The organism is Ruegeria sp. CI1 (assembly GCF_056536925.1).
Map to the genome: position 1 here is coordinate 337,142 of NZ_JBQFQP010000001.1, position 24,260 is coordinate 361,401.

21 protein-coding genes are annotated in these 24,260 nt (G+C 57.4%); 8 read left to right on the forward strand and 13 right to left on the reverse strand.

The annotated features are described in order from the left end of the window. Positions 1–3: 3 nt before the first annotated feature. Positions 4–2,199, reverse strand: coding sequence for a primosomal protein N' (locus tag ACR0LZ_RS01615; RefSeq protein ID WP_480748016.1), 2,196 nt, complete (start codon positions 2,197–2,199; stop codon positions 4–6). Between the two features lie 90 nt (positions 2,200–2,289). Here ACR0LZ_RS01615 and fsa point away from each other — a divergent pair, with 90 nt between their 5' ends. From fsa to ACR0LZ_RS01640, 5 genes are all read left to right on the forward strand, one after another. Beyond that, on the forward strand, positions 2,290–2,943 hold the full coding sequence (gene fsa / locus ACR0LZ_RS01620; RefSeq protein ID WP_480748017.1) for a fructose-6-phosphate aldolase: 654 nt from the start codon (positions 2,290–2,292) through the stop codon (positions 2,941–2,943). A gap of 302 nt (positions 2,944–3,245) precedes the next feature. Beyond that, complete coding sequence (locus tag ACR0LZ_RS01625; protein ID WP_480748018.1) at positions 3,246–3,953, forward strand: DUF484 family protein; 708 nt, start codon at positions 3,246–3,248, stop codon at positions 3,951–3,953. After that, the gene (locus ACR0LZ_RS01630) at positions 3,950–4,870 is read left to right on the forward strand and encodes a tyrosine recombinase XerC (protein WP_480748019.1); all 921 of its coding nucleotides are present in this window, start codon (positions 3,950–3,952) and stop codon (positions 4,868–4,870) included. The genes ACR0LZ_RS01625 and ACR0LZ_RS01630 overlap by 4 nt, the downstream gene beginning before the upstream one ends. A gap of 112 nt (positions 4,871–4,982) precedes the next feature. Next, positions 4,983–5,570, forward strand: a complete 588-nt coding sequence (locus tag ACR0LZ_RS01635; protein WP_480748020.1) for a cytochrome P460 family protein — start codon at positions 4,983–4,985, stop codon at positions 5,568–5,570. 87 nt (positions 5,571–5,657) lie between these two features. Then, a complete protein-coding gene (locus tag ACR0LZ_RS01640; protein WP_480748021.1) occupies positions 5,658–6,368 on the forward strand; it encodes a CDP-alcohol phosphatidyltransferase family protein in 711 nt (236 codons plus the stop codon). A gap of 39 nt (positions 6,369–6,407) precedes the next feature. Here the strand turns inward: ACR0LZ_RS01640 and ACR0LZ_RS01645 are convergent, their stop codons facing one another. Further along, a complete protein-coding gene (locus ACR0LZ_RS01645; RefSeq protein ID WP_480748022.1) occupies positions 6,408–6,875 on the reverse strand; it encodes a hypothetical protein in 468 nt (155 codons plus the stop codon). A gap of 76 nt (positions 6,876–6,951) precedes the next feature. Beyond that, complete coding sequence (locus tag ACR0LZ_RS01650) at positions 6,952–7,407, reverse strand: methylated-DNA--[protein]-cysteine S-methyltransferase (protein ID WP_480748023.1); 456 nt, start codon at positions 7,405–7,407, stop codon at positions 6,952–6,954. Between the two features lie 150 nt (positions 7,408–7,557). On the opposite strand from ACR0LZ_RS01650, the gene ACR0LZ_RS01655 reads away from it, so the two are divergent. Next, positions 7,558–8,724 (forward strand): adenylate/guanylate cyclase domain-containing protein, encoded by a 1,167-nt coding sequence (locus ACR0LZ_RS01655; RefSeq protein WP_480748024.1) that lies wholly within the window; start codon positions 7,558–7,560, stop codon positions 8,722–8,724. Between the two features lie 47 nt (positions 8,725–8,771). Here ACR0LZ_RS01655 and ileS read toward each other — a convergent pair whose 3' ends face one another. From ileS to ACR0LZ_RS01680, 5 genes are all read right to left on the reverse strand, one after another. Further along, a complete protein-coding gene (gene ileS, locus ACR0LZ_RS01660; protein WP_480748025.1) occupies positions 8,772–11,711 on the reverse strand; it encodes an isoleucine--tRNA ligase in 2,940 nt (979 codons plus the stop codon). 163 nt (positions 11,712–11,874) lie between these two features. Beyond that, positions 11,875–14,619 (reverse strand): DUF2339 domain-containing protein, encoded by a 2,745-nt coding sequence (locus tag ACR0LZ_RS01665; protein ID WP_480748026.1) that lies wholly within the window; start codon positions 14,617–14,619, stop codon positions 11,875–11,877. Between the two features lie 110 nt (positions 14,620–14,729). Next, positions 14,730–15,218 carry a DUF2269 family protein gene (locus ACR0LZ_RS01670; RefSeq protein ID WP_480748027.1) on the reverse strand — a complete coding sequence of 163 codons (489 nt, stop codon included), beginning with the start codon at positions 15,216–15,218 and terminating at the stop codon, positions 14,730–14,732. Next, positions 15,215–16,525, reverse strand: coding sequence for an SDR family oxidoreductase (locus ACR0LZ_RS01675; RefSeq protein ID WP_480748028.1), 1,311 nt, complete (start codon positions 16,523–16,525; stop codon positions 15,215–15,217). The genes ACR0LZ_RS01670 and ACR0LZ_RS01675 overlap by 4 nt, the downstream gene beginning before the upstream one ends. A gap of 98 nt (positions 16,526–16,623) precedes the next feature. Beyond that, positions 16,624–17,334 carry a VIT1/CCC1 transporter family protein gene (locus ACR0LZ_RS01680; protein WP_480748029.1) on the reverse strand — a complete coding sequence of 237 codons (711 nt, stop codon included), beginning with the start codon at positions 17,332–17,334 and terminating at the stop codon, positions 16,624–16,626. Between the two features lie 173 nt (positions 17,335–17,507). Here ACR0LZ_RS01680 and ACR0LZ_RS01685 point away from each other — a divergent pair, with 173 nt between their 5' ends. Then, on the forward strand, positions 17,508–18,110 hold the full coding sequence (locus tag ACR0LZ_RS01685) for a LysE family translocator (RefSeq protein WP_480748030.1): 603 nt from the start codon (positions 17,508–17,510) through the stop codon (positions 18,108–18,110). Positions 18,111–18,137: 27 nt separating this feature from the next. Here the strand turns inward: ACR0LZ_RS01685 and ACR0LZ_RS01690 are convergent, their stop codons facing one another. From ACR0LZ_RS01690 to ACR0LZ_RS01700, 3 genes are read right to left on the reverse strand one after another with little or no spacing between them, the layout of a single operon-like run. Beyond that, the gene (locus tag ACR0LZ_RS01690; RefSeq protein WP_480748031.1) at positions 18,138–19,130 is read right to left on the reverse strand and encodes a YcjF family protein; all 993 of its coding nucleotides are present in this window, start codon (positions 19,128–19,130) and stop codon (positions 18,138–18,140) included. Beyond that, positions 19,127–19,579, reverse strand: coding sequence for an N-acetyltransferase family protein (locus ACR0LZ_RS01695; RefSeq protein ID WP_480748032.1), 453 nt, complete (start codon positions 19,577–19,579; stop codon positions 19,127–19,129). Before ACR0LZ_RS01695 ends, ACR0LZ_RS01690 begins: the two co-directional genes overlap by 4 nt. Further along, positions 19,576–20,991: a YcjX family GTP-binding protein gene (locus ACR0LZ_RS01700; RefSeq protein WP_480748090.1), complete on the reverse strand. Its 1,416-nt coding sequence runs from the start codon at positions 20,989–20,991 to the stop codon at positions 19,576–19,578. Before ACR0LZ_RS01700 ends, ACR0LZ_RS01695 begins: the two co-directional genes overlap by 4 nt. A 121-nt stretch (positions 20,992–21,112) precedes the next feature. On the opposite strand from ACR0LZ_RS01700, the gene truA reads away from it, so the two are divergent. Beyond that, the gene (gene truA, locus ACR0LZ_RS01705) at positions 21,113–21,883 is read left to right on the forward strand and encodes a tRNA pseudouridine(38-40) synthase TruA (protein WP_480748033.1); all 771 of its coding nucleotides are present in this window, start codon (positions 21,113–21,115) and stop codon (positions 21,881–21,883) included. A 52-nt stretch (positions 21,884–21,935) separates the two neighbouring features. On the opposite strand, the gene ACR0LZ_RS01710 is transcribed toward truA, so the two are convergent. Together ACR0LZ_RS01710 and ACR0LZ_RS01715 are read right to left on the reverse strand one after the other, a co-directional pair. Next, positions 21,936–23,207 (reverse strand): TAXI family TRAP transporter solute-binding subunit, encoded by a 1,272-nt coding sequence (locus ACR0LZ_RS01710; protein WP_480748034.1) that lies wholly within the window; start codon positions 23,205–23,207, stop codon positions 21,936–21,938. A gap of 89 nt (positions 23,208–23,296) precedes the next feature. Further along, the gene (locus ACR0LZ_RS01715; RefSeq protein ID WP_480748035.1) at positions 23,297–24,157 is read right to left on the reverse strand and encodes a crotonase/enoyl-CoA hydratase family protein; all 861 of its coding nucleotides are present in this window, start codon (positions 24,155–24,157) and stop codon (positions 23,297–23,299) included. Positions 24,158–24,260: the final 103 nt, after the last annotated feature.

Genomic DNA, 24,260 nt, shown 5'->3' on the forward strand with positions numbered 1-24,260 from the left:
TCGTCAATAGAAACTTTGCGGGTCAATATCGACTGCCAACCGCATATCTCCCTTGAGCCGTATCGGAGCAATCCATTTGGCAATTGCGTCTTGTAACGATGCGCCTTTGGGGGCCTTGACCAACAATCTCACCCTGTGCCGTCCCCTGATGCGTGCAATCGGGGCGGGTGCAGGGCCAAAGACCTGAGCGCCGATCTGACGTATGGCAAAGTCGTTGCGGGCCAAATCATTTCCAAGATCGAAGACCGGGCCAATCTCGGAACCTGACAGAATGATCCCCGCCATCCGCCCATAGGGCGGTACGCCCGCCGCCTGTCGCCCTGCAGCCTCGGCCTTCCAGAATGCCTCTTCGTCGCCCGCCAGAATTGCCCGGATCACCGGGTGTTCGGGTTGAAAGGTCTGCAACAGTGCCTGGCCCGGCCTGTCTGCCCGCCCGGCCCTACCTGCGACCTGTCGCATCAATTGAAAGGTCCTCTCCGCTGCTCTCAGGTCAGACCCCTGCAGGCCAAGATCAGCGTCGATGACGCCTACGAGTGTCAATTTCGGAAAGTTGTGCCCTTTTGCCACAAGTTGCGTACCAATAATGATATCGGCGTTCCCTTCGGCAATCTGTTCGATCTTTTCCTTCAGCGCGCGTGCGGACCCGAACAAATCGGAGCTCAGCAATGCGATCCGGGCATCGGGGAATGCCGCCGCGGCTTCTTCTGCCAACCGTTCTATTCCCGGCCCGACCGGTGCCAGCTTGCCGTCCACCCCGCAAGAAGGACAGACATCGGGCATCGGCTTGGTTTCGCCGCATTGATGGCACATCAGGCGTTTGAGAAAGCGATGCTCGACCATACGCGCATCGCAATGATCACATCCTATCTGATTGCCACAAGCGCGGCACAAAGTAACGGGTGCGTAACCGCGCCGGTTGATAAACAAAAGTGACTGTTCACCCTTTTCGATCCGTCTGATGACCGCTTGCCTGAGCGACGGTGAAATCCACGTCCCCGGCTGCAGCCGTTCGTCCCGCATGTCCAAAGATTTCATCTCGGGCAGGACCGCCTCGCCAAAGCGCGCTGTCAGGTCCAGCCGATCATACTTGCCTGCTTGAGCGTTTGCCCAACTTTCCAAAGAGGGAGTCGCGCTGGCCAGCACCACCCGCGCCCCGCAGATTGCAGCGCGCAGAACGGCCATGTCACGCGCATTGTAGAGTACTCCGTCCTCTTGCTTGTACGATGTGTCGTGTTCTTCATCGACCACGACTAGCCCAAGATCGCGAAAAGGTAGAAACAGCGCCGAGCGCGCACCCACAACGAGTTGCGCATCGCCCTGACCGACCATACGCCAGACACGGCGGCGTTCTGTCAGTGTCACGCCGGAATGCCATTCCGCCGGGCGGGTCCCAAAGCGCGCTTCGACGCGGGTAAGGAACTCGGCGGTCAAGGCGATCTCGGGCAACAGTACCAACGCCTGTCTTCCTAGTCGGACCGACTCGGCCACGGCCTCAAGATACACTTCGGTCTTGCCCGACCCGGTCACACCCTTCAGTAACGTCGTACCGTAATCGCCCGTCAGAATTGCTCGTTGCAATGTCCGTGCTGCGAAAGTCTGGTCTTCCGTCAGCACCTTGCCCGGTTTATCTGGATCGAGCATCGGGTAAGGCAAATCTCGAGGACTGTCCTCCTCGCGCACTGCCCCCTGTTTGACCAGCCCTTTGACAACCGAAGATGTCACCCCGGCCATCTCTGCCAATTCCCTCAACGTAAAGGCGAGGCCACCGTAGTCGCGCAAAACCTCCAAAACCCGCCTGCGCGCGTCTGTCAGCCGATCCGGTTCGACATTGCCTGACCGATAGATCTTGCGCATGGATGGCGGATCCGCGAGACCGGGCGCACGCGTGGCCAGTCGCAGCATCGCGGGCATCGGCGTCAGTGTGTAATCTGCGGCGCGCGCCAGAAACAGGCGCATCTCTTCGCGCATCGGCGCCACATCCAGAACCCGGATCACCGAGCGTATCTTGGAGCGATCGAAATCGCCTCTGCCCGCCCCCCAGACCACGCCCAGCACCTTGCGCGGACCCAATGGAACTTCGACGAACGCACCCGGAAAGCAGCCACCTTCGGGCGCCTTGTAGTCCAGCGTACGATCAAGAGGCTGCGTGGTCAGAACCGCCACCAACTCGCCTTGGCCAAAGTATTCTGGTGCCCTCAAGTGTTTCCTTTCTCCGACAGGGGTTTCGGCAGGTGTTCCTTTGAGGTAAAGGCAAGCGCGACAGAGGCCAACCCATCAAAGGACTGCCCCATGAAATTCTTTGTAGACACCGCCGAGATCGATGCCATCGCGGAACTGAACGATCTGGGCATGGTGGACGGCGTGACCACCAACCCGTCGCTGATCCTGAAATCGGGACGTGACATTCTGGAAGTAACCCAGGAGATCTGTGATCTCGTTGATGGCCCGGTGTCGGCCGAAGTTGTTGCGACAAAAGCAGAAGACATGATTGCCGAAGGCCGCAAGCTGGCCAACATCGCGCCGAACATTGCAGTCAAAGTGCCGCTGACCTGGGACGGGTTGAAAACCTGTAAAACGCTGACTGACGAAGGGCAGATGGTCAACGTCACCCTGTGTTTCTCGGTGAATCAGGCGATTCTCGCCGCAAAGGCGGGTGCCACCTTTATCTCACCCTTCATCGGTCGCCTTGACGACATCAACCTTGATGGCATGGATCTGATTGCTGACATCCGCCACGTCTATGACAACTACGGCTTTGAGACAGAGATCCTTGCCGCTTCGATCCGCACCGTGAACCATGTCACTGAAAGCGCCCGGATCGGGGCCGACGTCATAACCGCGCCGCCCGCCGTGATCAAAAAGTTGGCTGATCATCCGCTGACCGACAAAGGGCTTGAAACCTTTTTGGCGGACTGGGCTAAGACTGGGCAGAAAATCCTTTGATACTTCCGCTCGTGAAGCGGAACCCCGGTTTTTACACATTCCCTTAACACCGGATTACACGGCGCAAGCGACTATCGAGTCTGGCAGCGTGTCTTGTGCGCGGCCATGCCAACCATGCCCTCACATGCCCCCAAGCTTTCCACCGGAAACCTCTTTTGGTCGCGACTTAGCAGGAAGCAGCACGCCTTGGCTGCATTTCAACCACAGGGCGATTTCGATTTCACGGTTTTGCCTCGATTTTTCCTAAGCAAAGCCGAAAGGCCGTGCTATAAACCGGATCAACACAAAAACACGGACAAATCATGAGCAGAGAAGCGAAACTCGAAGACAATCTGCGCGCCGCGATCCTAGCGAAACCCGACGTTGTTCTGGACGACAAGGATCTGATGCAAGCACTGGTTGCGGCCAATGAACGCGCCATGGGCGAGAACATCATAGACTTGCGGTCCATAGCAATGGAGCGTCTGGAAGCCCGCCTCGACCGGTTGGAAGACACGCACCGCTCTGTCATTGCTGCCGCTTATGAAAACCTCGCAGGAACCAATCTGGTGCATCGCGCCATTCTTCGGCTGCTGGAACCATCCGATTTCGAAGAGTTCCTTGGGACCCTTGGGGGTGACATAGCTGACATCCTGCGGGTAGACATCGTCACACTTGTCCTCGAGTCCACTCTTGATGGAACCGATCCGGTTCTTTCGCGGCTTGGCGACGCATTGAAAGTAGTCGAGCCGGGTTTTGTCGATACCTATCTCGGTGGTAATGCGCGGCGCGCAACCCGACCGGTAACACTGCGTCCGATAACATCTTCTGCACAAAAGATCTTTGGAGATCAGACCATGCGACTGAAATCCGAAGCGTGCCTCAAGCTTGATCTGGGAACCGGACGTCTTCCTGGTATGATCGTGATGGGTTCCACCGATCCCCGCCATTTCACTCCGCAGCTTGGCACCGATCTCCTGTCATTCTTTGCCAGCGTATTCGAACGCTCGATGCGCCACTGGTTGTCGTGAGCCTGATATCTCCAGCCTGCCGAGACGCACTTCAGCGCTGGCTGGAGAACCAGAAAGCCCTGGCCGGACATTCCGAAAACACCCTGATTGCCTATCGCGGAGATGTGGTTGATTTCCTGTCCTTCATTACATTGCACCATGGGCAATCCGAAGGGCTGGCACCCATCGCAAGGATATTAGTCTCGGACATGCGTGCATGGATGGCGCACCAACGGAGTGAAGGCGTCGGTGCCCGGTCGCTTGCGCGCAAACTGTCTGCAGTCAAGACATTCTATCGCTGGCTGGCAGAGCGCGAAGGGTTTGAACCCAGCGCCGTTCTATCCACACGCGCACCCAAATTCACCAAAAAGCTTCCCCGCCCGCTTGCTGAAGACGCCGCTCGCGCCATTATCGACACTGTCGAACTGCAGTCCGAAAAGGATTGGATAGCGGCCCGCGATGTGGCGGTTGTCACTTTGCTCTATGGTTGTGGCCTTAGGATCTCCGAAGCTTTGTCTTTGAAGGGAATGGACGCACCCTTGCCGGATACGCTTCGGATCACCGGCAAAGGCGGGAAAGAACGTGTTGTACCTGTGATTCCAGCTGCCCGTGTCGCCATCGACACCTATGTTCGCCTTTGCCCCTATCCCAAGGAACCATCTGCGCCCCTGTTCAGGGGCGTCCGGGGCGGCGCATTGAACCCTCGCACAATCCAGGGGGTGATGGCAAAGGCCAGAATGCAGCTTGGCCTTCCGGCAACTGCCACACCGCATGCGCTTCGGCACAGTTTTGCGACACATCTCTTGGCCGCCGGAGGCGATTTGCGGGCCATCCAGGAATTGCTGGGACACGCCTCGTTATCCACAACACAGACTTATACTGCCGTTGACACTGCGCGTCTGATGGAAGTCTACAATCGCACCCACCCAAAAGCGTAAGTCCTCACATTCTGTCACAGATTCGTGTTTTGAAGTGTACGGAAGTGCTGAACAAGTAAGTCTGTTTTGTGCGAGCCTGATAGTCACCACGACGACTGAAGGGAGAACAGCCATGACAAGACATCTTTTCACGGTCACCGCAGCAATCGCCTGCACGTTCGGCGTCACCGCAGTATCGGCTCAGGAATGCGCGATTCCGACTGAAGACCCGTTTGAATTAACCGAAACAGATATCGGAACTATCTATGACTGCATCAAAGACAAGATGGTGGAGAGCTACGCAAAAGAAGGCGATCGGCTGGCGATGAACTATCGCAACTGGACTGTTAGCGGAACCCGGCCTGCGGTCGCCGGCCCACACGGCAACCGGTTGTTGTTGACATTTGCCAACCCGATCGCTGCCGAGGAATACCTGAATTTCGCCGAAGAAGGCGTTGAAATGCCGATTGGGTCCGTTCTGGCCAAAGAGAGCATTTCCATCGACAAGAAAAACAAGCAAGCCAAGGTCGGACCACTTTTCGTGATGACTAAGGTTGCCTCGGACGAAGCGCCCGAGACCGATGGTTGGGTCTATTCAGCGATTCAGCCGAACGGCAAGCCGATGAAGTTCAAACAGTCTTTCTGTCACGATTGCCATGTGAGTTGGGAAGCGCAGGATGCTTTGGCCTATCCGTTGGAAGAGGTTCGCATATCAAACTGAAGCAGAAAACAGTCAGGGTTGAAGACAAAGCCGCCAGCTCTGACTTTTACTTTGCATATCTGGGCCTCTTGGTTCATGAACCGGACTATGACACTCAGATTCAAAGCCCTTTTCGTCCACCTCCTGACCGCGACGGGAGCTGTTTTTGCCATGCTGGCCATGCTGGCCGCAGCGCAAGAGAAATGGAGTTTGATGTACCTTTGGCTGGTGGTGTCGTTCATCGTGGACGGCATGGACGGACCACTTGCCCGCCACTATCACGTCAAGAAGTACGCCCCGGAATTCGACGGTGTATTGCTGGATCTTATCATCGACTACCTCACCTACGTGTTCATTCCCGCCTTTGCGCTTTTCCAGTCCGGCCTTATGGACGGGTGGACCGGCTGGTTTGCCATCATAGTGATCACATTTGCCAGCGCGATGTACTTCGCGGACACAAGGATGAAGACAAAGGATAATTCCTTCTCCGGTTTCCCAGGCTGCTGGAACATGGTGGTGATCGTGATCTTTGCACTGGAACCGAATTTTTATGTCAGTCTGGCCTTGGTAACCCTACTGTCTATCGCGATGTTTCTACCGCTAAAATTCATTCACCCGGTGCGAACTGCCCGGTGGCGCAACGTGTCATTACCGATGGCCTTTGCCTGGACCTTCTTCGCCGGTTGGGCTGCCTGGGTGGATTTCGACCCGCAAAGCTGGGCACATTGGGGGCTTGTTCTAACCAGCCTATACTTGCTGGGCGCAGGAATCGCCCAGCAAATCATCCCTCAGAGAAATGCTGTGGAGCTTCACGACTAAGGTGCGCAAAGATATTCCTTGGCAAGGCGTCAAGTGGTTTCAGAGGACGTCTTCGACTTCGTATTCCTGACCATTGTGAGTAAAAACCTCGCCCGCCTGAAGACCGGCCATCGCCAGATATATCGGGCTCTGCGTTGAGATGCCCATATAGGTTTCGCCTTCGACATCGAAACGGGTCGTCGAAACCGACACCACGAAATTGCGGTTGTCGAATTTCACGACCGCACCCGGCGCGACGGTATCCGTCAATCCGAAATCGGTGTTTTCCAGTACGTCAATCTTTGCGTGATGCGCATGAACCGGGGCGTCAAAGGCTGCAGCCAAATCGGCGTTTCCGCGCGAGGCCGCGATATCATCCTTGTCGTGCCCTTCCCGGTCATCCAGTTGAGACTCCTTCATGAACGCATCGTGATGTGCTTTGGCTGTGGCGAGTTCTTCTGCTTCCAGCGACATGAGGCGATCGATAATTGCCTTCTTTTTGGTGGCGCGATCTTGGGCGACTGTCATTGAATGGGTCCTTGAGTTCCGGTCGTCAAATAAAAGTGTGCTGCAAACCGGCGGAATGCAACAGCTTTTGCAAAATTCAGATCAGCAAACCGGCGGCACTCTCATGACGCAGCAGCGCAACCTTGGTTTCGACGCCGCCAGCCCCCGAAAACCCTCCTAGCCCAGTTGCCGACAAAACACGGTGACAAGGTATGATAACCGGAATTGGATTGCCGCCGCAGGCCTGCCCCACAGCTTGCGCCGGATGACCCATTTCCTGGGCGATATCGCCATAGGTTCTGGTCTCACCGAATGGGATCGAAAACATTGCATCGCAGACGCGCTTCTGGAACTCTGATCCATTCACTTGAAGCGGCAGGTCGAAACGGGTCAGCTTTCCGTCGTCATAGGCACGGAGTTGAGCCGCGGCCTCCATCAATAGAGAGGAATCCGGAGCCTCCTCTTCATTCGCCCACCGAAGGCGCACGATGACGCCATTCTGCTCCTCGACCGAGAGACGGCCAAATTTGGTATCGACGCAGATCTTTGGCATGCGGCGAAGCTTACAGAAGGCGCGACTGTCTGCAACCGATATGCGTGTTGCTCTGGGATTCCGTTGTTAAATCTGGCGAATTCATCGCCCGATTGCCTCATCGTCGCTTTCCGAGCATGATGAGTGGCTAAACGGGGCGGGGCAAAAGTCATGGTGGACACGGCCAAAATTCACTCGGTGTGCAACTGGCTGATCTCTGGAGCACAACCACCAAAAAGCTTCGAGACCGTAGTCGAGGAATGCGCGCACCGCTTAAACGAGGCCGGTATCGGGCTTGATGCGCTCATCATCAACGGACTGTTCATTCATCCGCGCATCCGAGGCATGCAGACCCGATGGACCAGCAAGGGGGGAGTTCGGCGAGTAACTTTTCTGCACGAGTACTTTGACACGGTTGATTTCAAAAAGACCCCGATTGATGGCAGCATCACCACACAACGCTCCATACGATTACGCTTGGCAGACTCCACGAATGCGTCGGCTAAATTCGAGGATTACATACGAAACTACCAAAATGCGGGATACACTGACGTTCTGGTGCTTCCTCTTATCAACTTCGATGGAACCGTAAGCGGCTGCGTCGAGTTTGCGACCCAATCTCATGGCGGGTTCAAGGATGAACAACTTATGGCACTGCGGCGGGTTCAGTCATGCCTGGCGCGAACGAAAGAAATTTTCACTGAACGTCTGGACAAACAGATCACCCTTGCAACTTATTTGGGGGAGGCCACCAGCCAGAAAGTTCTGAGCGGCAAGATCGTTCGCGGCGAGGGTGAGACTATCTCTGCCGTGGTTCTGTTTGCAGACATCAAGGGATATACCCAGCTTTCAAATAGTATGGGGTCAGAGGACGTTCTTCAGCTCCTGAACCATTTCTTTGCGGTCATCGACGATTCGGTCACCCGCAACAACGGCGAAATCCTCAAATTCCTGGGCGACGGGGCTCTCGCGATTTTCCCCACGCCGGACGACCTGACCGCTCAAGAGGCGGCGGCGGACGGTGCATTGCAGGCCATTGCTCATGCGCGAAAAACGATGGCCCATGGACTTGCAACCCCCGCCCCTGAGTTTCGAGCGGCCCTGCATGTCGGGGACATTTTCTATGGCAATATCGGCAGCAAAACCCGGTTGGATTTCACCGCCATCGGCCCGACAATCAATCTTTGCTCGCGCATGCTGCACGAGGCCTCGCGACAGGATGCAAGAACGATATGTTCGAAACAGTTCATGGACATATCGGCCGTCGAAGCCGGCAAACCCGTATCTTGCGAGGTCGCCGGCTTTGACACAACAATCGAGTTTTTCATTCTCGAATGAACAAGACCCCCTCGCCACCCAGGCGAAGGGATCCCTTCAGGTTTGGCTCATCCTAATGCGTCATCACAACGGCCACAAACACCCGCATGGGTGTGGCGGCCAACGTCTGGCAGAATTTTCCAGCAACGCTGGCATTTCTCGCCTTCGGCTTTTTCGAAAACGACACCGACACCCGAAACTTCGGGCAGACGGAACGCTTCGGCAGGCGCCGGGTCGCCGGTCACAGAAAGGCCCGAAGTGATGCACAGATCGTCCATATCGAATTCAGCCATCAAACCGCGTACATCCGCATCTTCGATGTGCACCACAGGCCCAGCTTCGAGGCTGGAGCCGATTACCTTGTCCCGGCGCTGAATCTCAAGGGCTGCAGTGACCACGCGGCGAACGCGGCGAATGGTGGCAAAGTTCGCCTCGATTTCTTGGTCTCTCCAGTTGGCCGGAGTTTCCGGAATATCGACCAGATGAACCGAGCTGTTCTCGCCCGGGAACCGTTCCAGCCAGACCTCCTCCATAGTGAACACAAGAATTGGCGCGAGCCACGTCGTCAAACGATGGAACAGGATGTCCAAGACCGTACGCGCGGCGCGGCGCCGCGGACTGTCGCCATCACAATACAAAGCGTCCTTCCGGATGTCGAAATAGAAGGCTGACAGATCAACGGTGGCAAAGTTGAAAACGGCACTGAACACACCCTGAAAATCGAACTCGGAATAACCCTTGCGCACCTGAGCATCCAGATCGGCCAAGCGGCTGAGAACCCAACGCTCAAGTCGTGGCATTTCTGAAGGGTTTGCCACGCGATCGGCTTCGGTGAAATCCGCCAGCGATCCAAGGATGAAACGCATCGTGTTGCGCAAACGACGATAACTGTCGGCCACCCCTTTCAGGATTTCAGGTCCAATCCGCTGGTCTGCGGTGTAATCGGTCTGAGCCACCCAAAGGCGCAGGATATCCGCGCCATACTGTTTTACGACCTCATCGGGCACGATGGTGTTACCGAGTGATTTGGACATCTTGTTGCCCTTCTCGTCCAGCGTAAACCCATGCGTCACCACGTTGCGGTAAGGTGCGCGCCCTATGGTACCGCAGGCCTGCAACATCGATGAATGGAACCAACCGCGGTGCTGGTCGGTGCCTTCCATGTAGACGTCGGCGATGCCGTCCTCGGTCCCATCTTCGCGGTCGCGCAGAACAAAGGCGTGGGTCGAGCCCGAGTCGAACCAAACGTCAAGCACGTCAAAGACCTGATCGTAATCGTCAGGGTTGGCGATGCCGTTGAGGATCTTTTCCCTGAACCCATCCGTGTACCAGATATCCGCGCCATCCTTTTCAAACGCCGCCTTGATGCGAGCGTTGAGGTCTTCGTTGCGCAGCAGGTAATCCGCGTCAGTCGGCAAGGCGCCCTTCTTAGTGAAGCAAGTCAACGGCACACCCCAGGCACGCTGCCGGGACAGAACCCAGTCCGGGCGCGCTTCGATCATGGAATACAGACGATTGCGGCCGGTCTGCGGTGTCCACTTTACCAGCTCGTCAATCGAGCGCAGGGCGCGCTCACGAATACTGTCGCCCATCTCGCCCATACCGTCATCGAGCTTGCGATCGACCGAAGCAAACCATTGCGGCGTGTTGCGATAGATGATCGGAGCCTTAGAGCGCCACGAATGCGGATAGCTGTGCTTGATCTTGCCACGTGCCAGCAACCCGCCGACCTCAACCAGCTTGTCTATGACCGCCTTGTTCGCATCACCCTCACCGCCCTTGCGGGACAGGATGTATTTTCCACCAAAGAACGGCAGATCCGCGCGGAACGAGCCATCGTCCATCACGTTATAGGTGATGACTTTCTCCAGCCAAGTTCCACCGTGTGGATGCTCACCTAGATCACGATATAGCTCAAATTCCTCCATACCGTGGGACGGCGCACAGTGGACGAAACCGGTGCCTTCGGTATCGGTCACGAACTCAGCGGCGCGGAAGTCGCGGAGGTCGTCCCATTCGCCATTGCCGCCCTCGGCCCCGGCCAGCGGGTGGGTCAGTTGTACATCTTCCAGTTCATCGGCAGTCACATCGCGGACGCGTGTCCACTGGTCGTCGTTCAGACGGGCGCGGCCTAGCACGTCGGCGGCCAGATTATCTGCCAACAGGAACTTGTCGCCAACAGCAGTCCAGCATTCCTCCGGCGCGCCGGTGACTTCGTAGAGGCCATACGAGATGTCCTTGCCGTATACGACAGCCTTGTTCGACGGCATGGTCCAAGGGGTCGTTGTCCAGATCACCACGAACGCGTCATTCAGATCACCCGCGTTCACGACCTTGAACTTCACCCAAACTGTAAAGCTTTCCTTGTCGTGATACTCGACCTCGGCCTCGGCCAGCGCTGTCTTCTCGATGGGCGACCACATCACGGGTTTCGAGCCCTGATACAGCGTGCCGTTCATCAGGAATTTCATGAATTCGTCGGCAATCACGGCCTCGGCATGGAAGTCCATGGTGATGTAGGGATCAGGCCAGTTGCCGGTGATGCCCAGACGCTTGAACTCTTCACGCTGGATGTCGATCCAACCTTCGGCGAACTTGCGGCATTCCTGACGGAAGTCGACGATGTTCACCTCGTCCTTGTTCTTGCCCTTCTTGCGGTACTGTTCTTCGATCTTCCATTCGATCGGCAGGCCGTGGCAGTCCCAGCCGGGTACGTAACGCGCATCAAAGCCCATCATCTGATGGGAGCGCACGATCATGTCCTTGATCGTCTTGTTCAGCGCGTGGCCGATATGCAAGTGGCCGTTCGCGTACGGAGGGCCGTCATGCAGTGTGAACGGTTTGCGGCCCTGCTTTTCGCGCAGGCGGTCATAAACTCCGATCTGCTCCCACCGGGCCAGCCACTCAGGCTCGCGCTTGGGCAGGCCCGCGCGCATCGGGAATTCGGTCCTGGGCAGGTTAAGCGTATCTTTGTAGTCAGGTGTTTCAGTGGTCGTGTCGGCGCACATGGGTGGCGTCCTTCGGCTTGTCTTTTGCGGATAACGGCGATCGTGCGGTGCGAGGTCTCAAACACCTTGTCCCGGCGTCTCGATTGCTCAGAGCGCCGGGGAAATAATTCGAATAATGATGGCCAGCCGGTCAAACATGCCCGGGCTTATAGGACGGTGCCGCCTATTGGTCCAGAGGTTCCGATGCCTGCGGCGAATGGCGCAGTATGGCCCAGCGGTTGAGCCACGCAAGACCGGCCAAGGCAAGACCCAGCGCCAGCAACGAAAACACTCGGATCAGGCCTCCAAGTCCCGCAATGTCGATCAGGAAAACCTTGGCGATGGCCAGACCGATCACGGCCAGGCCCGCCTTGCGCATGATCGCGGAATTCCGCGCCAGCGACTGATAGAACAATACTGCACCTATCACCAGCAACGTGATGGTATAGGTGTATAGCTCGGGCTGGGTCACGCCGGTTTCGTGATACATCCCCGCCGCGCCCTGCCACAAGTGCCGGATCGCCAAACCCAGCCACAAAGCCGCAAGCGCCAGCGCCGCAACTCCGGACGTCCGCCGCAGCAACGGAGGCATGGATTTGATCCGCCAGGCCGAAAAGCCGATGACCAATGCCGGGAGCAGGTAAGAAACCGCCAGCGTGTTCGCGATTGGCGGGCCAATCACCGGCATAGCATGTCTGGCCAACAGTGGATTTCCATCGGTCAATGCCGCTACCAGAGCTACACCGCCAAGAATACCGAATACGGCTGCCAGGCCCGTTCGTATCATAGCAAGCCTACCGCCAAGCTCCAACCTTTGCACCTGTGCAAAGGCCAGACCCAGCCAGATCACCGATAGCAGACCAAGCCCCCAATGGCTTTCATCCGCACGGCCCGCGATGCGTTCCAGCCACCGCATAAGAAGGATCGACAAAAACAAACCACTCGTCGACCACGCGGCACTGTCCAGCATCAGCCTGGCCAACGGACGCGAGAGCGGTCGCAGCAAGTAGAGGGATAGAACCAAAGCAGCTAGGGTGCCTCCATACGCAAGCACCACCTCGGGCAGCGGCGCCCTGTCCGACCAGTCCAGACCGGGATCGACAACCAACCGATAGCCAAGCGTGACGACACCGACCGCGATGAACCAACTCATCGGTTGTAAGGTGAACTTGCGATCCAGCGCCGCCGCCGCAACAACAGTGACGGCCAATGCAACCGTCAAGGCAGCCGAACTCAACACGATGACACAGGCAAAGGTAAGGCAGGATAGTGCGGACAACGTGGCCAGCGCGGCGCGCATCCTGTCCTCTCCGTCTCGACGAGCGAAACGCTCGGCGAATACTACCATGAGGGTGCCCAAGACCAGCGCGTGCAGTGCCCATGGATACGCCCCGATCACCTCGGCCGGCTGCCACGCAACCTCCAACACGATCGCCATCGTCGGAGCGAAAATCGCCGCCGCTCCGGCCCAGATGACCGCCATTTGCCCACCCCGGAATGACCGCCACGCCGACAGAACCGAAATCAGTGCACTGATCACGACCAAGAAGGTAACCACCCATGGGAAATCCGCTTCGGGTGTTTCGGTGTAGGTTTCGAAAAACCGCCGGTAAACTGCGCCAAAATCAAATCCCTGGCCCCAAACTACCCACAACAGACCGGTTGTTGGAAACAGCACCGTGTCCTGCAATGCGCGGGCACCGCTCGCCCATACGATCAAAGCCACCGCCAAACCAGATAGTATCAAGACGGCAAGCCAGAACTCGGTCTCTGATCCACCCCAACGCAACGCGATGAATGCAGTGCTGACAACCACTGAGGCAAAGGCAAGCCGCGTCGGGAATTCCGGCCAGGGATCGCCCTTTTTGCGACGTACAGACACCAAAACCATGCTGCCGGGATGATCCGGGGTCAGACGGCGGACCGGAACAACGATGGCAGCCAGCGCAATCAAGGTAGAATAGACCATCAGCGCCGCGTCGGTTGACGGCGACGAAAGCGAAACCAACCAAGCAGAAGCATAGGCCCCGACAAGCGCGAGAACCGAAATCCACGCCCAACGTCGGACGGTATCGATTCCCAATCCCAGAACGGTCACGACAAAGAAATAGACGTAAAGCCACGACGGATCCTCGGACGACCCGCCTACCAAAAACGGAGCGGCGAAAGCACCTATCAACCCCACCGCCGCCAACAGCGGCCCATGAAACCACCCCAGCACAAGTCCCATGAGTGCGATGGTCACCATCGCGGACAGTGCAGCCTCGGGTCCGATCAAGTCATAAAGCTGGCGCGCGGCCAGAATGCCCCCAAACAGCGTGACCAGCCCCGACCCAGAAAAGACCGAAGGCAGGTATGCGGTGCTTGAGGACGCATCATCACCAAACCGGCGGCGCACAACCTCGCCCGAAATGATCAGAACTGAGCCAAACCCCAAGGCCGCGATGATTCGCGCCGCTGGCGGCAGCAAACCGTTCTCCACGCCGTACTGAACCAGAAAAATCCCCGCCAAGGTCAGCGAAAGGGCAGACACCGCATAGAACCAATTCTCACGCAACCACTTGCCCAACGCATCGAATTTGTCCTGCCGGAACACCACAGCACGAGGCGGTGTAGCAGGGGACTTGGGGTGCGTCAGGGTGGCAGCTTCTGTTGCATCTGGTTCTGTCACCGCAGGACGCGACCAGGGCGCGGGGCTGACATTTTTTTCCTTTTCCACCGATTCGGCATCGCGCGAAGCTTCTTGAGCAACTGGGTCGGTTCGCTTTTCAGGCGGCTTCACGCGCTCGAAAGGTCGACTGAGTTGCGCGATTTGTTGTTCAAGGTCTTCCACGCGCTTTCGCAGGCGCGACAGACCGACCAACAGAATGACAATAGTCACCGGAATGGCCAAGACGATCAACGCAACAAGTACAAGCAGCGATTCCACGGCGACCCTCCGAAGTGTTTTGCGGAAAGCCTATCCGCCAGTGCTGCAGCCACATAGTGCGGAATACCTGACGAAATCCAAACGTTGCCGCACGCCCACATTGGCATGTGTCAAAAAACCGGTACCGAAATCTCGGGCCGCGCCAGCATCAGCCAGACAATTGCCAGAACGGCTAGAAAGGCCGGAAACCCACATGCAAACCAGGTGCGGAATAACCGGTGATACCTCTGTGGAAGGGTTTGCTGCTCAGCCACCGCTCCGCGTGCCATGTCGCGCAATTGCACCTGAATCCAAACGACGGGCAGCCAGAACGCGCCGGTCACGACGTACAATACGAGGGCCAGCAGTAGCCAACCTTCGATCAAGCTCCATCCCAAACGCCAAGCCAGCAGCATGCCGGTGACCGGCTGCAAAATGACAGCCGTCGTGGTAAAGACAAGATCCGCCAGCACCACCACCCCTGCGGTATGGGCAATGATCTTCGGATCGTCGCTGCGATGTGCCATCAGCATGAAAAACGCGATCCCGGCACCGGTTCCGAGAAGGACACAGGCACCGATCACGTGCAGCCATCGCAGGATCAGATCGGGATCTGTCATCTGCTCTCCAAAAGCTGGTGGGCCAGAAGGGAAAGGAACATGGCCGGCAATATCTTGACCAGTGGCCCCAATGGGTCGACCCATAATTCCGGGGTCACCACGGACGCCGCAACCAGATAAAACGCTGCAACCGCAACCTGTACAAGACAGGCCCATGCAGCCCAGGACCTCCACAGGATCGCCAGTCCCAAGCCGATATCAACCAGCGACCAGAACACCACGCTGACCTTTGCCATCCAGCGTGACCAGTCCGCCGAGATGAGCACCGCACTTGCCTCGTTCAAGCCGATTAGACCGAACACCCCAGACAACACCCAGAACAAGCTGAGCACCGCCACGACGAGCGGCATGAGCAATGACATCCGCGCGGCAAGCCTGTGTTCCCGGGCGCATTCCAGTCCGGCATAAATCTCTGGCAGAGCGACCAAATGGCGCCCGCTGGCCTGCCGGTACGTGGCGGCATTCCCCTCGACTCCGGTTTCCATGACCAAAAGCGCCGTGGTTCGAAGCGGAGACCTCCATCCCAACACCCCCAACCCATCTGCGATCCTTCCGACAAGCCGTGTAATTGCAATTGGAACATTCAAAGAGAACAAAGCAGGCCGAAACCCCAGCCATTCACGGGTCTGCCGTATGAGCTCTGCCAGCGACTGCGCCTGATCTTCGACCAGCTCATACTCTCCATGAGGCAACTCGCCAGAGACGGCTTCAAGGACCACACGGCACAAATCCTCCATCCCCACCGATTGCACCGGTGTCGCGGGATGGGCCAATGGCTGGAAAAATGGCACGGCGGCCAGCATCCGCAGCAGCCCCGTACCGCCATAAGCAGTTTGCCCAATCACCAGCCCCGGCTTCAGCACCCAGAGCGGCGCACCACTACGGCGCAACGCGGCATCACCTTCTGCCTTGGTTCGCATGAAGGCGGTGTCGGACGTCGCTTCAGCCCCAATAGCGGATATTTGTACAATTGCTATCCCACTCTTGACACAAACTTTGCCAAGTGCGGCAACCGCCTGATGATGGACCGCGGCAAGATCATCCTGAGCGCCGTCCTGCAATGCGCCAGCGCAATTCACGACAATGTCGACATCATTCAGGGCAAGCGACCAGTTTTCAGGCTCCGTCATTTGACGCAAGTCACCATCAATGATGCTGCATCCGGACAAGACCTTATCAGCCAATCGCACCGATCTGACCATCCCGCGAACAGCATATCCACCCTGGACCAGCGCACGGACCACCGATGTTCCAATGAAACCGTTTGCTCCCAGGACCAAAACCGTCTTGGTATCAGCATGCTGCATGGTCATGGCATCCTTGGGCAACGCATCGAAGTGGCAACTCTACCTGCCCGAGGTGCACGCGCCAGTGGCAGACACGTTTCTGCGACAAACTATCGTGTCTAGGTCTGAAAAAGGGTTCCAACGAAATAGGCGATCCCTGCGGCCACTCCACCGATGAGAAGTGTCTCACCGCCCGAGTGCCACCAAGGGGCCAGCGACCAGCGGCTCTTCAATGCGCCTATCGTAAAGAATACACCCATCGTCATCCAAGCCGACAATGCAAAGGCGTGATCCAGCCCGAACAGGAACGGCAACAGCGGCACCATTCCAGCGACGAGAAAAGCCATGAAGGTTGCGATGGCCGCCTTCAAGGGATGCGGATCGATAGTTCCCAGCCCATACTCGCCCTCCAGCATCAGGCTGATCCAGCTTTCCTGATCCGCAGTTACGGCGCCTGTTGCTTCTTCCAAAACCGGACCTGACAGGCCCTTCTGAGCCAAAATCGCGCGCACTTCGCGGCGCTCGCCGTCAGGGTAAAGTTCGATATGGCGCTCTTCGATCGCCCGGATGCGGCGGATGTTGTCCAACTCGGCTTTTGTGCCTGAATAATTGCCTGCCGCCATCGAGAATCCGTCAGCGAGCACATTGGCAAGGCCAAGTGCCACAATTACGAACGGCGACAATCCCGCGCCCGCGACACCGGCGACGATGGCGAATGTCGTCACCGAACCGTCTATGCCGCCATAGACGATATCTCGCAACACGCCACGCCCGGGCGGAGCGCTTATCCGTTCGGCGATTTCTTCGTGGCTGTGACCGTGATCCGGCATTGTTTACCCTCTGCTTGTTTCTAATCTTGGACGATGCGACGGGCGGCGGCCTTGCGTCAGATCAAGCCTTTCCGCGACTCCTCTCTTGGCGGTTCGACGTCGGATCACTTACATAGACCGAAACGAAACTGGTGGACTCGATGGAAATCGCAATTTCCTTGGGAACTTTCTTAATGGTGAACGTTCTGGCGTGGATTACACCCGGCCCAAACATGTTCGCGGTCATGAGCGCCTCCCTGACACACGGTCGCAAACACGGTGTCATGACCGGGTTTGGCATGGCCAGCGCCGCCTTTCTTTGGGCCTTGTCCGCAGTTCTGGGCGTAGCGCTTGTGTTCGAACAGTTCCCCAAGGCGGTTGTCGCTCTCAAACTGGCAGGCGCCGCCTATCTGGTCTGGCTGGGGGTCAAGTCGCTGAACTCGGCCTTCGGAAACACCGGCTCGAAGACAGCACCTCAAATCCAAGCACGCAGACTTTCTCGATCATTTCGAACCGGGTTCATTGTCAGCATAACAAATCCAAAGGCCGCACTTTTCTACGGTGCCATCATGACCGCGGTTATTCCAGCGTCATCACCTAACTGGTTTCTCGGCGGTATCGTCGTACTTTGCGGATTGCTTGCGGCGGCGTTGCACGCGGTGACCGCGACGGTCTTTTCGACCGAGACCGCCATCGCCGCATTCCGAAATGCAAAACGGTGGATTTCGGGAGCCTTGGGTCTCATGTTCATCGGGTTTGGTGGAGCGCTCGCCTTTGCTGCCTTGCGGCGCTCATAGGCAAGGAAACCAACCTAAGTGCCGGGATCATCCCTTTTTAAACAGCCCCGTCAGAGCACGTTTGACGATAGCCCGTGTCGAAGGTTTGTGCCGGAAGGAAAACGGCAATGGGCGACACACTTCCATTGCGGCCACGCCAACGCGGGCACTGAGCGCGCCATTGACCAGCCCCTCGCCAAATCGCCGGGACAGTTTGCTGAGGATAGACCCACCCAGAACCGGCTCTAGCAGATCATCACCCACCGCAACCGCCCCGGTCGCAACCAGGTGCACGAAAACGGCACGGGTCAACCGCCAACTACCCAAGACCCCTGCCCGACCACCATAGATTTCAGCGATGCGGCGGATCATACGTAGCGATGCGCCCAAGGCAGTCGCCACGTCGGCCAAAGCCAATGGAACCAGTGCAGTGACGGTAGCAACCTGCCGTGCCGCGGCTTCGACCTCACGGCTGGCTGCCGCATCCAGCGGGGCCAGCAACTCGTCTTCGGCCAGCGCGAGCAACGCTGACGCGTCAAACATGTCGCCTTTGCGTTCGTTCAGCCGTTCCAGCCCCCAACGTGTGTCTTCGCGGCCGCTGTAGAAAACGGCCAGTCTGTCGATCACCGCCCGCGCTTTCCCTAGATCACCCTCAGCCAGAGCCACGTCGGCGGACCGTTTCAGGCTATCGACACTGGCAAGCCGTCCGATCGCCGCAACTTCCCTGAGACCAATGAGCATCATAACGAGAACCAAGGCTCCAATCAGAGCCGTCACCGCCCATCCAAGCATCGGCGCACGCGCCACCAGCGATGAAACGAAATCCCAAGCCGCGACAGATACCACCGCCCCGACCAACGCCCCTGCAAGCCCCCAGAACCATTTTGCCAGTCCAGAAGGCTTGCGTGTAGCAACACGGGCGACGGTTTGCATTGCCTTGCCTTTTGGAACCTGCAAGTCTGGTACGTCTGGCGCTTGCGCCACATTTGGCACGGGCGTTTTTTCGTCTGAAAGATCGATCAAAACCGGACCATTGGTCATCCGGGATATCCTTTCTTTTCCCAGACATAAGTGATGTCGGGCAGGTTTTCATCGTTGGCCGAGCCATCGCCATACCCAGCCTCGACAAATCCGTTACGTTCGTAAAATCGTCGTGCCCGGGCGTTGGCCTCGAATGCCTTCAGGACCAGGTAACCCCGCCGTACCTTTGCATCCTCCAGCAACTTCTGTCCGACCCGCTGTCCTCTGGCCGGTTCACTCAGATAGAGCGCGCAGATTTCTGCTCCGTCCCGAGCAAGAAATCCGACAACTCCATCCTCGCCTTCGGCAACAGTCACCCAACCCCGATCGATCATGGCCCCGCAGAACGCGATCGTTTCCGCCAGCGAATGGAGTTTGGGCATCCAATCATTCTCGCGCGCGAATCCGTACAGGATTTTGCCGGTCTTACCGGCATCCGTACTGCGCGCTGGTCGAAGGATCGCGTTCATAGCTTGCCTCCGATCAAGAATTGCGCTGCCCGGTCCAGCCGTATGTGCGGTGGGCCGACACCGGGCTTTCCGTCAATAGGCGCCGGCGCAAAAGCCATGGTGCCGTATTCGCCCTCCAGCCATGCCTCTGCGCCATCGCGTGCTGGCACCAACAACTGCGCGGGATCTTCGGGCAAGCGCCCCGGATAGAACGCCGCCTGTTTGCCGGTTTCCAGCAATGCACCCCGAACACAGGGCAAGTCTTGCCCATTGTGGCGACGCATCTCTTCGGTGGTCACGCGCAAGGCAGCAATCGACAGGGCCGACGTTTCGGCCCCGGCAAACCGGGCGCGGTTTCGGGCCTCGCGAGTCAATGCCTCCATGATCGCGGTCAGGTGCTGGTGCTGCAGATGGTGCAGGTGATCGGCTTTAGTAGCGGCAAAAAGAACCTTTTCGATCCGCTTACCCAGCAAAAGCCCGCTCAGCCAGGCGTTCCGACCGGGCCGAAAGGCCGACAGGATGTCAGCCATCGCACGGCGCATGTCTTCGACTGCTTTCGGGCCCTTGTGGATTGCGCCCAAGACATCGACCAAAACCACCTGACGGTCGATACGGGCGAAATGGTCCCGAAAGAACGGCTTGACCACTTGTGACTTGTAAGCTTCGTATCGCCGCTCCATCTCACGATGCAAAGTCCGCCGCCGCGAAGGACTCGACACCGGGAGAGGTGCGAATGTCAGGACCGGAGAGCCCGCCAAATCACCGGGCAACAAAAACCGCCCCGGAGTACAGTCGTAAAACCCAGCCTCCCGTGCGGCGTTGAGATATCCCGTAAATGATTTTGCCAGACCCTGCGCCACCTGTTCGTCAAGTGTGGCTCCCGGATCGGTGCTTTTTAACTGCGCCAGAAACGCTTGCGCCTGTGGTCGTGCCGCGACCCCTGTCAAAACCTCACCAGACCACTCGGCATAGGTTTTGTCCAACAAACCCAGGTCCAGCAGCCACTCCCCAGGATAGTCGACGATGTCCAGATGCACGGTGCGTGGCGATTTGAACCCTGACAGCAACCCACCCGGCTGCACGCGTAGCGACAAACGCAATTCCGACACTGCGCGGGTGCTTTCGGGCCAGCGAGGTACAGGCCCGGTCAGCGCCCCTAGATGAGTTTCATAGTCAAAGCGCGGCACCGTGTCATCGGGTTGCGGTTGCAGATATGCGGCAACGATCCTGCCCTCCTGCTCTGCCGTCAGCCCGTGCATCCGCCCTCGATCCAGCAGGTTGGCCACAAGCGAGGTAATGAACACCGTCTTGCCCGAGCGTGCCAGCCCCGTCACCCCCAGCCGGATCACCGGTTCGAACAAGGTTTCGGACACACGGTCGCCCACGGTTTCCACACCGCGCATGATATTGTCTGCCAGAGTCGAAATGACCAATACGCTGCCTCTCTCACGACTTGCCGCAAGATAGGCACGTCCGTGCAGGGTTACCAGTGCAACACAGAACGGCAGACCTCCCCACTGGACTTGTCCGCCTCTCCGGGCTACCAGCGCGGCCATGCCACGTTATGCATTGAAAGTCGAATATCACGGCGCCCCATTTGCCGGTTGGCAGCGCCAAAAAGAGCTGCCCTCGGTTCAGGGAGCAATCGAGGACGCGCTGGCCAAGCTCGAACCCGGCCCTCACACAATTGCTGCGGCCGGCCGCACCGACGCAGGCGTTCACGCCCTTGGTCAGGTCGCCCATTGCGATCTGGCAAAGGACTGGGACCCTTTCCGTTTGTCTGAAGCGCTGAATTATCACCTCAAGCCGGAACCAGTCGCAATTCTTCAGGCCTCTCAAGTCGCGGACGACTGGCACGCGCGCTTTTCGGCGGTCGAACGGCAATACCTATTTCGTATTCTGATCCGACGCGCTCCGGCCACACATGACAAAGGGCAGGTCTGGCGGATCGGTCATCCACTCGACGTATCAACGATGCAGGCAGCCGCAGACATGTTGATCGGGCGGCACGATTTCACCACGTTCCGGTCCTCGATTTGTCAGTCTGCCAGCCCCGTCAAGTCCCTGGACGAGTTTCGCGTCGAAGCGGTCGATGGCTTTTCCGGACCGGAAATCCATTTCCACGTCCGAGCACGTTCCTTTCTCCACAACCAGGTGCGTAGTTTTGTGGGCACACTTGAACGGGTCGGAGCAGGCGCGTGGTCACCCGAGGACGTCTATTTGGCTCTCAAGGCCGTAGACCGGGCTGCCTGCGGTCCGGTTTGCCCACCGCAAGGCCTGTATCTTGCACGCGTCGGTTACCCGGTCGATCCCTTCCGGAGGTGAAGTTGTGTTTTATGACGGACAAAAATCAACTGTTTTTCGGGACAAAACGATTTCAAATCTTTTTGCCAGCAGCTTTCCGTCGCAATAAAATCATCTCATTCACCCGTTTTTGAATGAGTTCCAGATGCAGGCGGGCATCATATTGTCCCTGTCTGTAGGCGGCTGGAAGCCGAAGCGTAGCAAAGCGGTTGTCCAGATCGACCAACTGCGTTTGCATCGCCTCAAGTTTTGACAATTCAGGTTCCTCGGACAACTCTTCTTCGATCTGCCTTATCTCGGGATAGTGCTGCCAAACCCGCCAACGCTGAACATAAGCATAAGCGCGAGGCAGCATCCGCAACAATGGAACAACAATGAAGAAGAATGGCAGGAACAGCAGAAGCACACGATTGACCTGAGCAGCTATCCAATAGGGCAACCAATCGTGCCATGTAGACGGGCCTTCCTGTATCAATTGCCGTGCGGTGTTGTTGACTTTCAATCCGGTCCCTTCGATCGACGGGAACATGCCCGGGTCGGTTATGATCCCACGTTTTCGATGCACTTCTATCGCGGCGGTGGTAAGGCGGTTTATCAGGGCGGGATGCAAATCAGGCTCGACAACCAACCGCGCTTCCAAAGCTATGAATTCACGAGGTCCGGGCGGAAGCACAGGATCCAAAGACATGCCTCCTGTCGGAACCGTTACGACACTGGCATATTCCAGTCTGCGCGAAATGGCTTGGACATGTTCGACTGGCAGGAACCTTAACTCGGATTGCTCATAAGCCCGCTTCAGATAGGGCGCATCAATCGGCGCGACAAACACGGCAATATCAATTTCATCGTTGATCAAAGCATCAATTGCCTCGGCATATCCGATTTCGAAGTGCGTGTTGTCTTCTCGCGATAAATCTACCGCTCTTTCAAAGTCACGAAAGGCGGCCTCGGTTCCTGATCCATACGCACCGCTGTTTATACGCAAACCTTTCCATTCAGCAGGGTTGCGCGGAATGATCGCATCAGCGCGCCCGAGGAACACCATTGGCTCAAAGAATACGGCTCCAATCGCCTCGATCCTGTCATCTTCGATCGGGATGCCACCTTGCAGGAAACCCGCATCCACCGCTCCCTGCGACAGCAGGCGTGCGTTTTCAACAGACCCGGCAGTCCGCAAGATTTCAAGCCGAATGCCATCTTTGGCAAGAAGATCCGCATAGGTCTTGGCGATACTCTCATATGACCCGCCTTCGGGGCCTGCAGCGAATTTGAATGAGGAAGGCGGGTGAAGCCGCGTATATATGAGGGCAAGCGCAATCGCGATGGCGCAGCCGAAAAAAAACAACCAGGCTCTCAATGCCGCTCCCCCCAGAAATTTGCATGAGATGTTGCAAGAATTCAGGCTAGTCTCGAATTCTTTTCAGAACAAGTCTGCTACCTGTTGCGCTTGGGAAGTTCGAAATTCCCGGTCCAGTCCCACGTCCCTTCGTCACGCTCTGACACCGCCTGTTTCCAACCCACATCTTCGGCGCGCGCCTTGAAGTTTATGCCTTCGGGTGAATGCCGGGTAATACCGTCAAAAATCGTCGCCAGCCGCTGTGTCTGCATCAGTCCCGTCTGTTCGATGGCCTGGTTTATCACCAGTTTCTGCATCGCCAGTTGGTTGATCGGAACCGCCGCCATCCGGGCTGCCAGTTCCTCGACCGCGTCATCCAACTCATCTGCCGGAACCGCCCTTAGTACGAGGCCCATGTCGGCGGCTTCGCGACCCGAAATCTTGTCCCCGGTGAACAGCATCCGCTTGGCTCGCTCTACCCCCAGGCGATAAACCCACATGGCAGTCGTAGGACAGCCCCAGACACGCGCAGGCATGTATCCGATCTGCGCATCTTCGGCCATGATGGTCAGATCGGCACACAGCGCGATATCAGACCCACCTGCAACCGCGTACCCATGCACTTTGCAGATCACTGGCTTCATAGCACGCCAGAGCGACATGAAATGCTGTGTGTTGCGCCACATAAAACGATAATCCTTGATCGGGTCCCAGGGCATTGGCTGCGTCACCTCTCCAGAACCATTGCCTTCGGCATAAAAGGCCAGATCATAGCCCGAGCAAAAGGCGCGACCCCGTCCGGACAAAATCATGACGTGCACCTCCGGATCGGCGTCTGCCTGCGACACTGCGGCCTCCAGTTCCACCGGCAATTCATCATTGATCGCGTTCAATACTTCTGGGCGATTCAGGGCAATTCGCGCGATACGTCCATCCTTTTCATAGTCGACAACTGGCATGGCACTCTCCTCCTCAGAGCCCAGAAAAGCACAGGCCAACAATTGCACATAGAGCAGCCTGTCAGGACGTCACGTCGCATGAACAACCCCTTGCAATCCCCCG

What these genes read in the sequence shown, in the direction of transcription:
- fsa (WP_480748017.1), top strand. Translation starts at nt 2,290, where the DNA reads ATGAAATTCTTTGTAGACACCGCCGAGATCGATGCCATCGCGGAACTG.
- ACR0LZ_RS01625 (WP_480748018.1), top strand. Translation starts at nt 3,246, where the DNA reads ATGAGCAGAGAAGCGAAACTCGAAGACAATCTGCGCGCCGCGATCCTA.
- ACR0LZ_RS01635 (WP_480748020.1), top strand. Translation starts at nt 4,983, where the DNA reads ATGACAAGACATCTTTTCACGGTCACCGCAGCAATCGCCTGCACGTTC.
- ACR0LZ_RS01640 (WP_480748021.1), top strand. Translation starts at nt 5,658, where the DNA reads ATGACACTCAGATTCAAAGCCCTTTTCGTCCACCTCCTGACCGCGACG.
- ACR0LZ_RS01645 (WP_480748022.1), bottom strand. Translation starts at nt 6,875, where the DNA reads ATGACAGTCGCCCAAGATCGCGCCACCAAAAAGAAGGCAATTATCGAT.
- ACR0LZ_RS01650 (WP_480748023.1), bottom strand. Translation starts at nt 7,407, where the DNA reads ATGCCAAAGATCTGCGTCGATACCAAATTTGGCCGTCTCTCGGTCGAG.
- ACR0LZ_RS01655 (WP_480748024.1), top strand. Translation starts at nt 7,558, where the DNA reads ATGGTGGACACGGCCAAAATTCACTCGGTGTGCAACTGGCTGATCTCT.
- ileS (WP_480748025.1), bottom strand. Translation starts at nt 11,711, where the DNA reads ATGTGCGCCGACACGACCACTGAAACACCTGACTACAAAGATACGCTT.
- ACR0LZ_RS01670 (WP_480748027.1), bottom strand. Translation starts at nt 15,218, where the DNA reads ATGACAGATCCCGATCTGATCCTGCGATGGCTGCACGTGATCGGTGCC.
- ACR0LZ_RS01675 (WP_480748028.1), bottom strand. Translation starts at nt 16,525, where the DNA reads ATGCAGCATGCTGATACCAAGACGGTTTTGGTCCTGGGAGCAAACGGT.
- ACR0LZ_RS01680 (WP_480748029.1), bottom strand. Translation starts at nt 17,334, where the DNA reads ATGCCGGATCACGGTCACAGCCACGAAGAAATCGCCGAACGGATAAGC.
- ACR0LZ_RS01685 (WP_480748030.1), top strand. Translation starts at nt 17,508, where the DNA reads ATGGTGAACGTTCTGGCGTGGATTACACCCGGCCCAAACATGTTCGCG.
- ACR0LZ_RS01690 (WP_480748031.1), bottom strand. Translation starts at nt 19,130, where the DNA reads ATGACCAATGGTCCGGTTTTGATCGATCTTTCAGACGAAAAAACGCCC.
- ACR0LZ_RS01695 (WP_480748032.1), bottom strand. Translation starts at nt 19,579, where the DNA reads ATGAACGCGATCCTTCGACCAGCGCGCAGTACGGATGCCGGTAAGACC.
- truA (WP_480748033.1), top strand. Translation starts at nt 21,113, where the DNA reads ATGCCACGTTATGCATTGAAAGTCGAATATCACGGCGCCCCATTTGCC.
- ACR0LZ_RS01715 (WP_480748035.1), bottom strand. Translation starts at nt 24,157, where the DNA reads ATGCCAGTTGTCGACTATGAAAAGGATGGACGTATCGCGCGAATTGCC.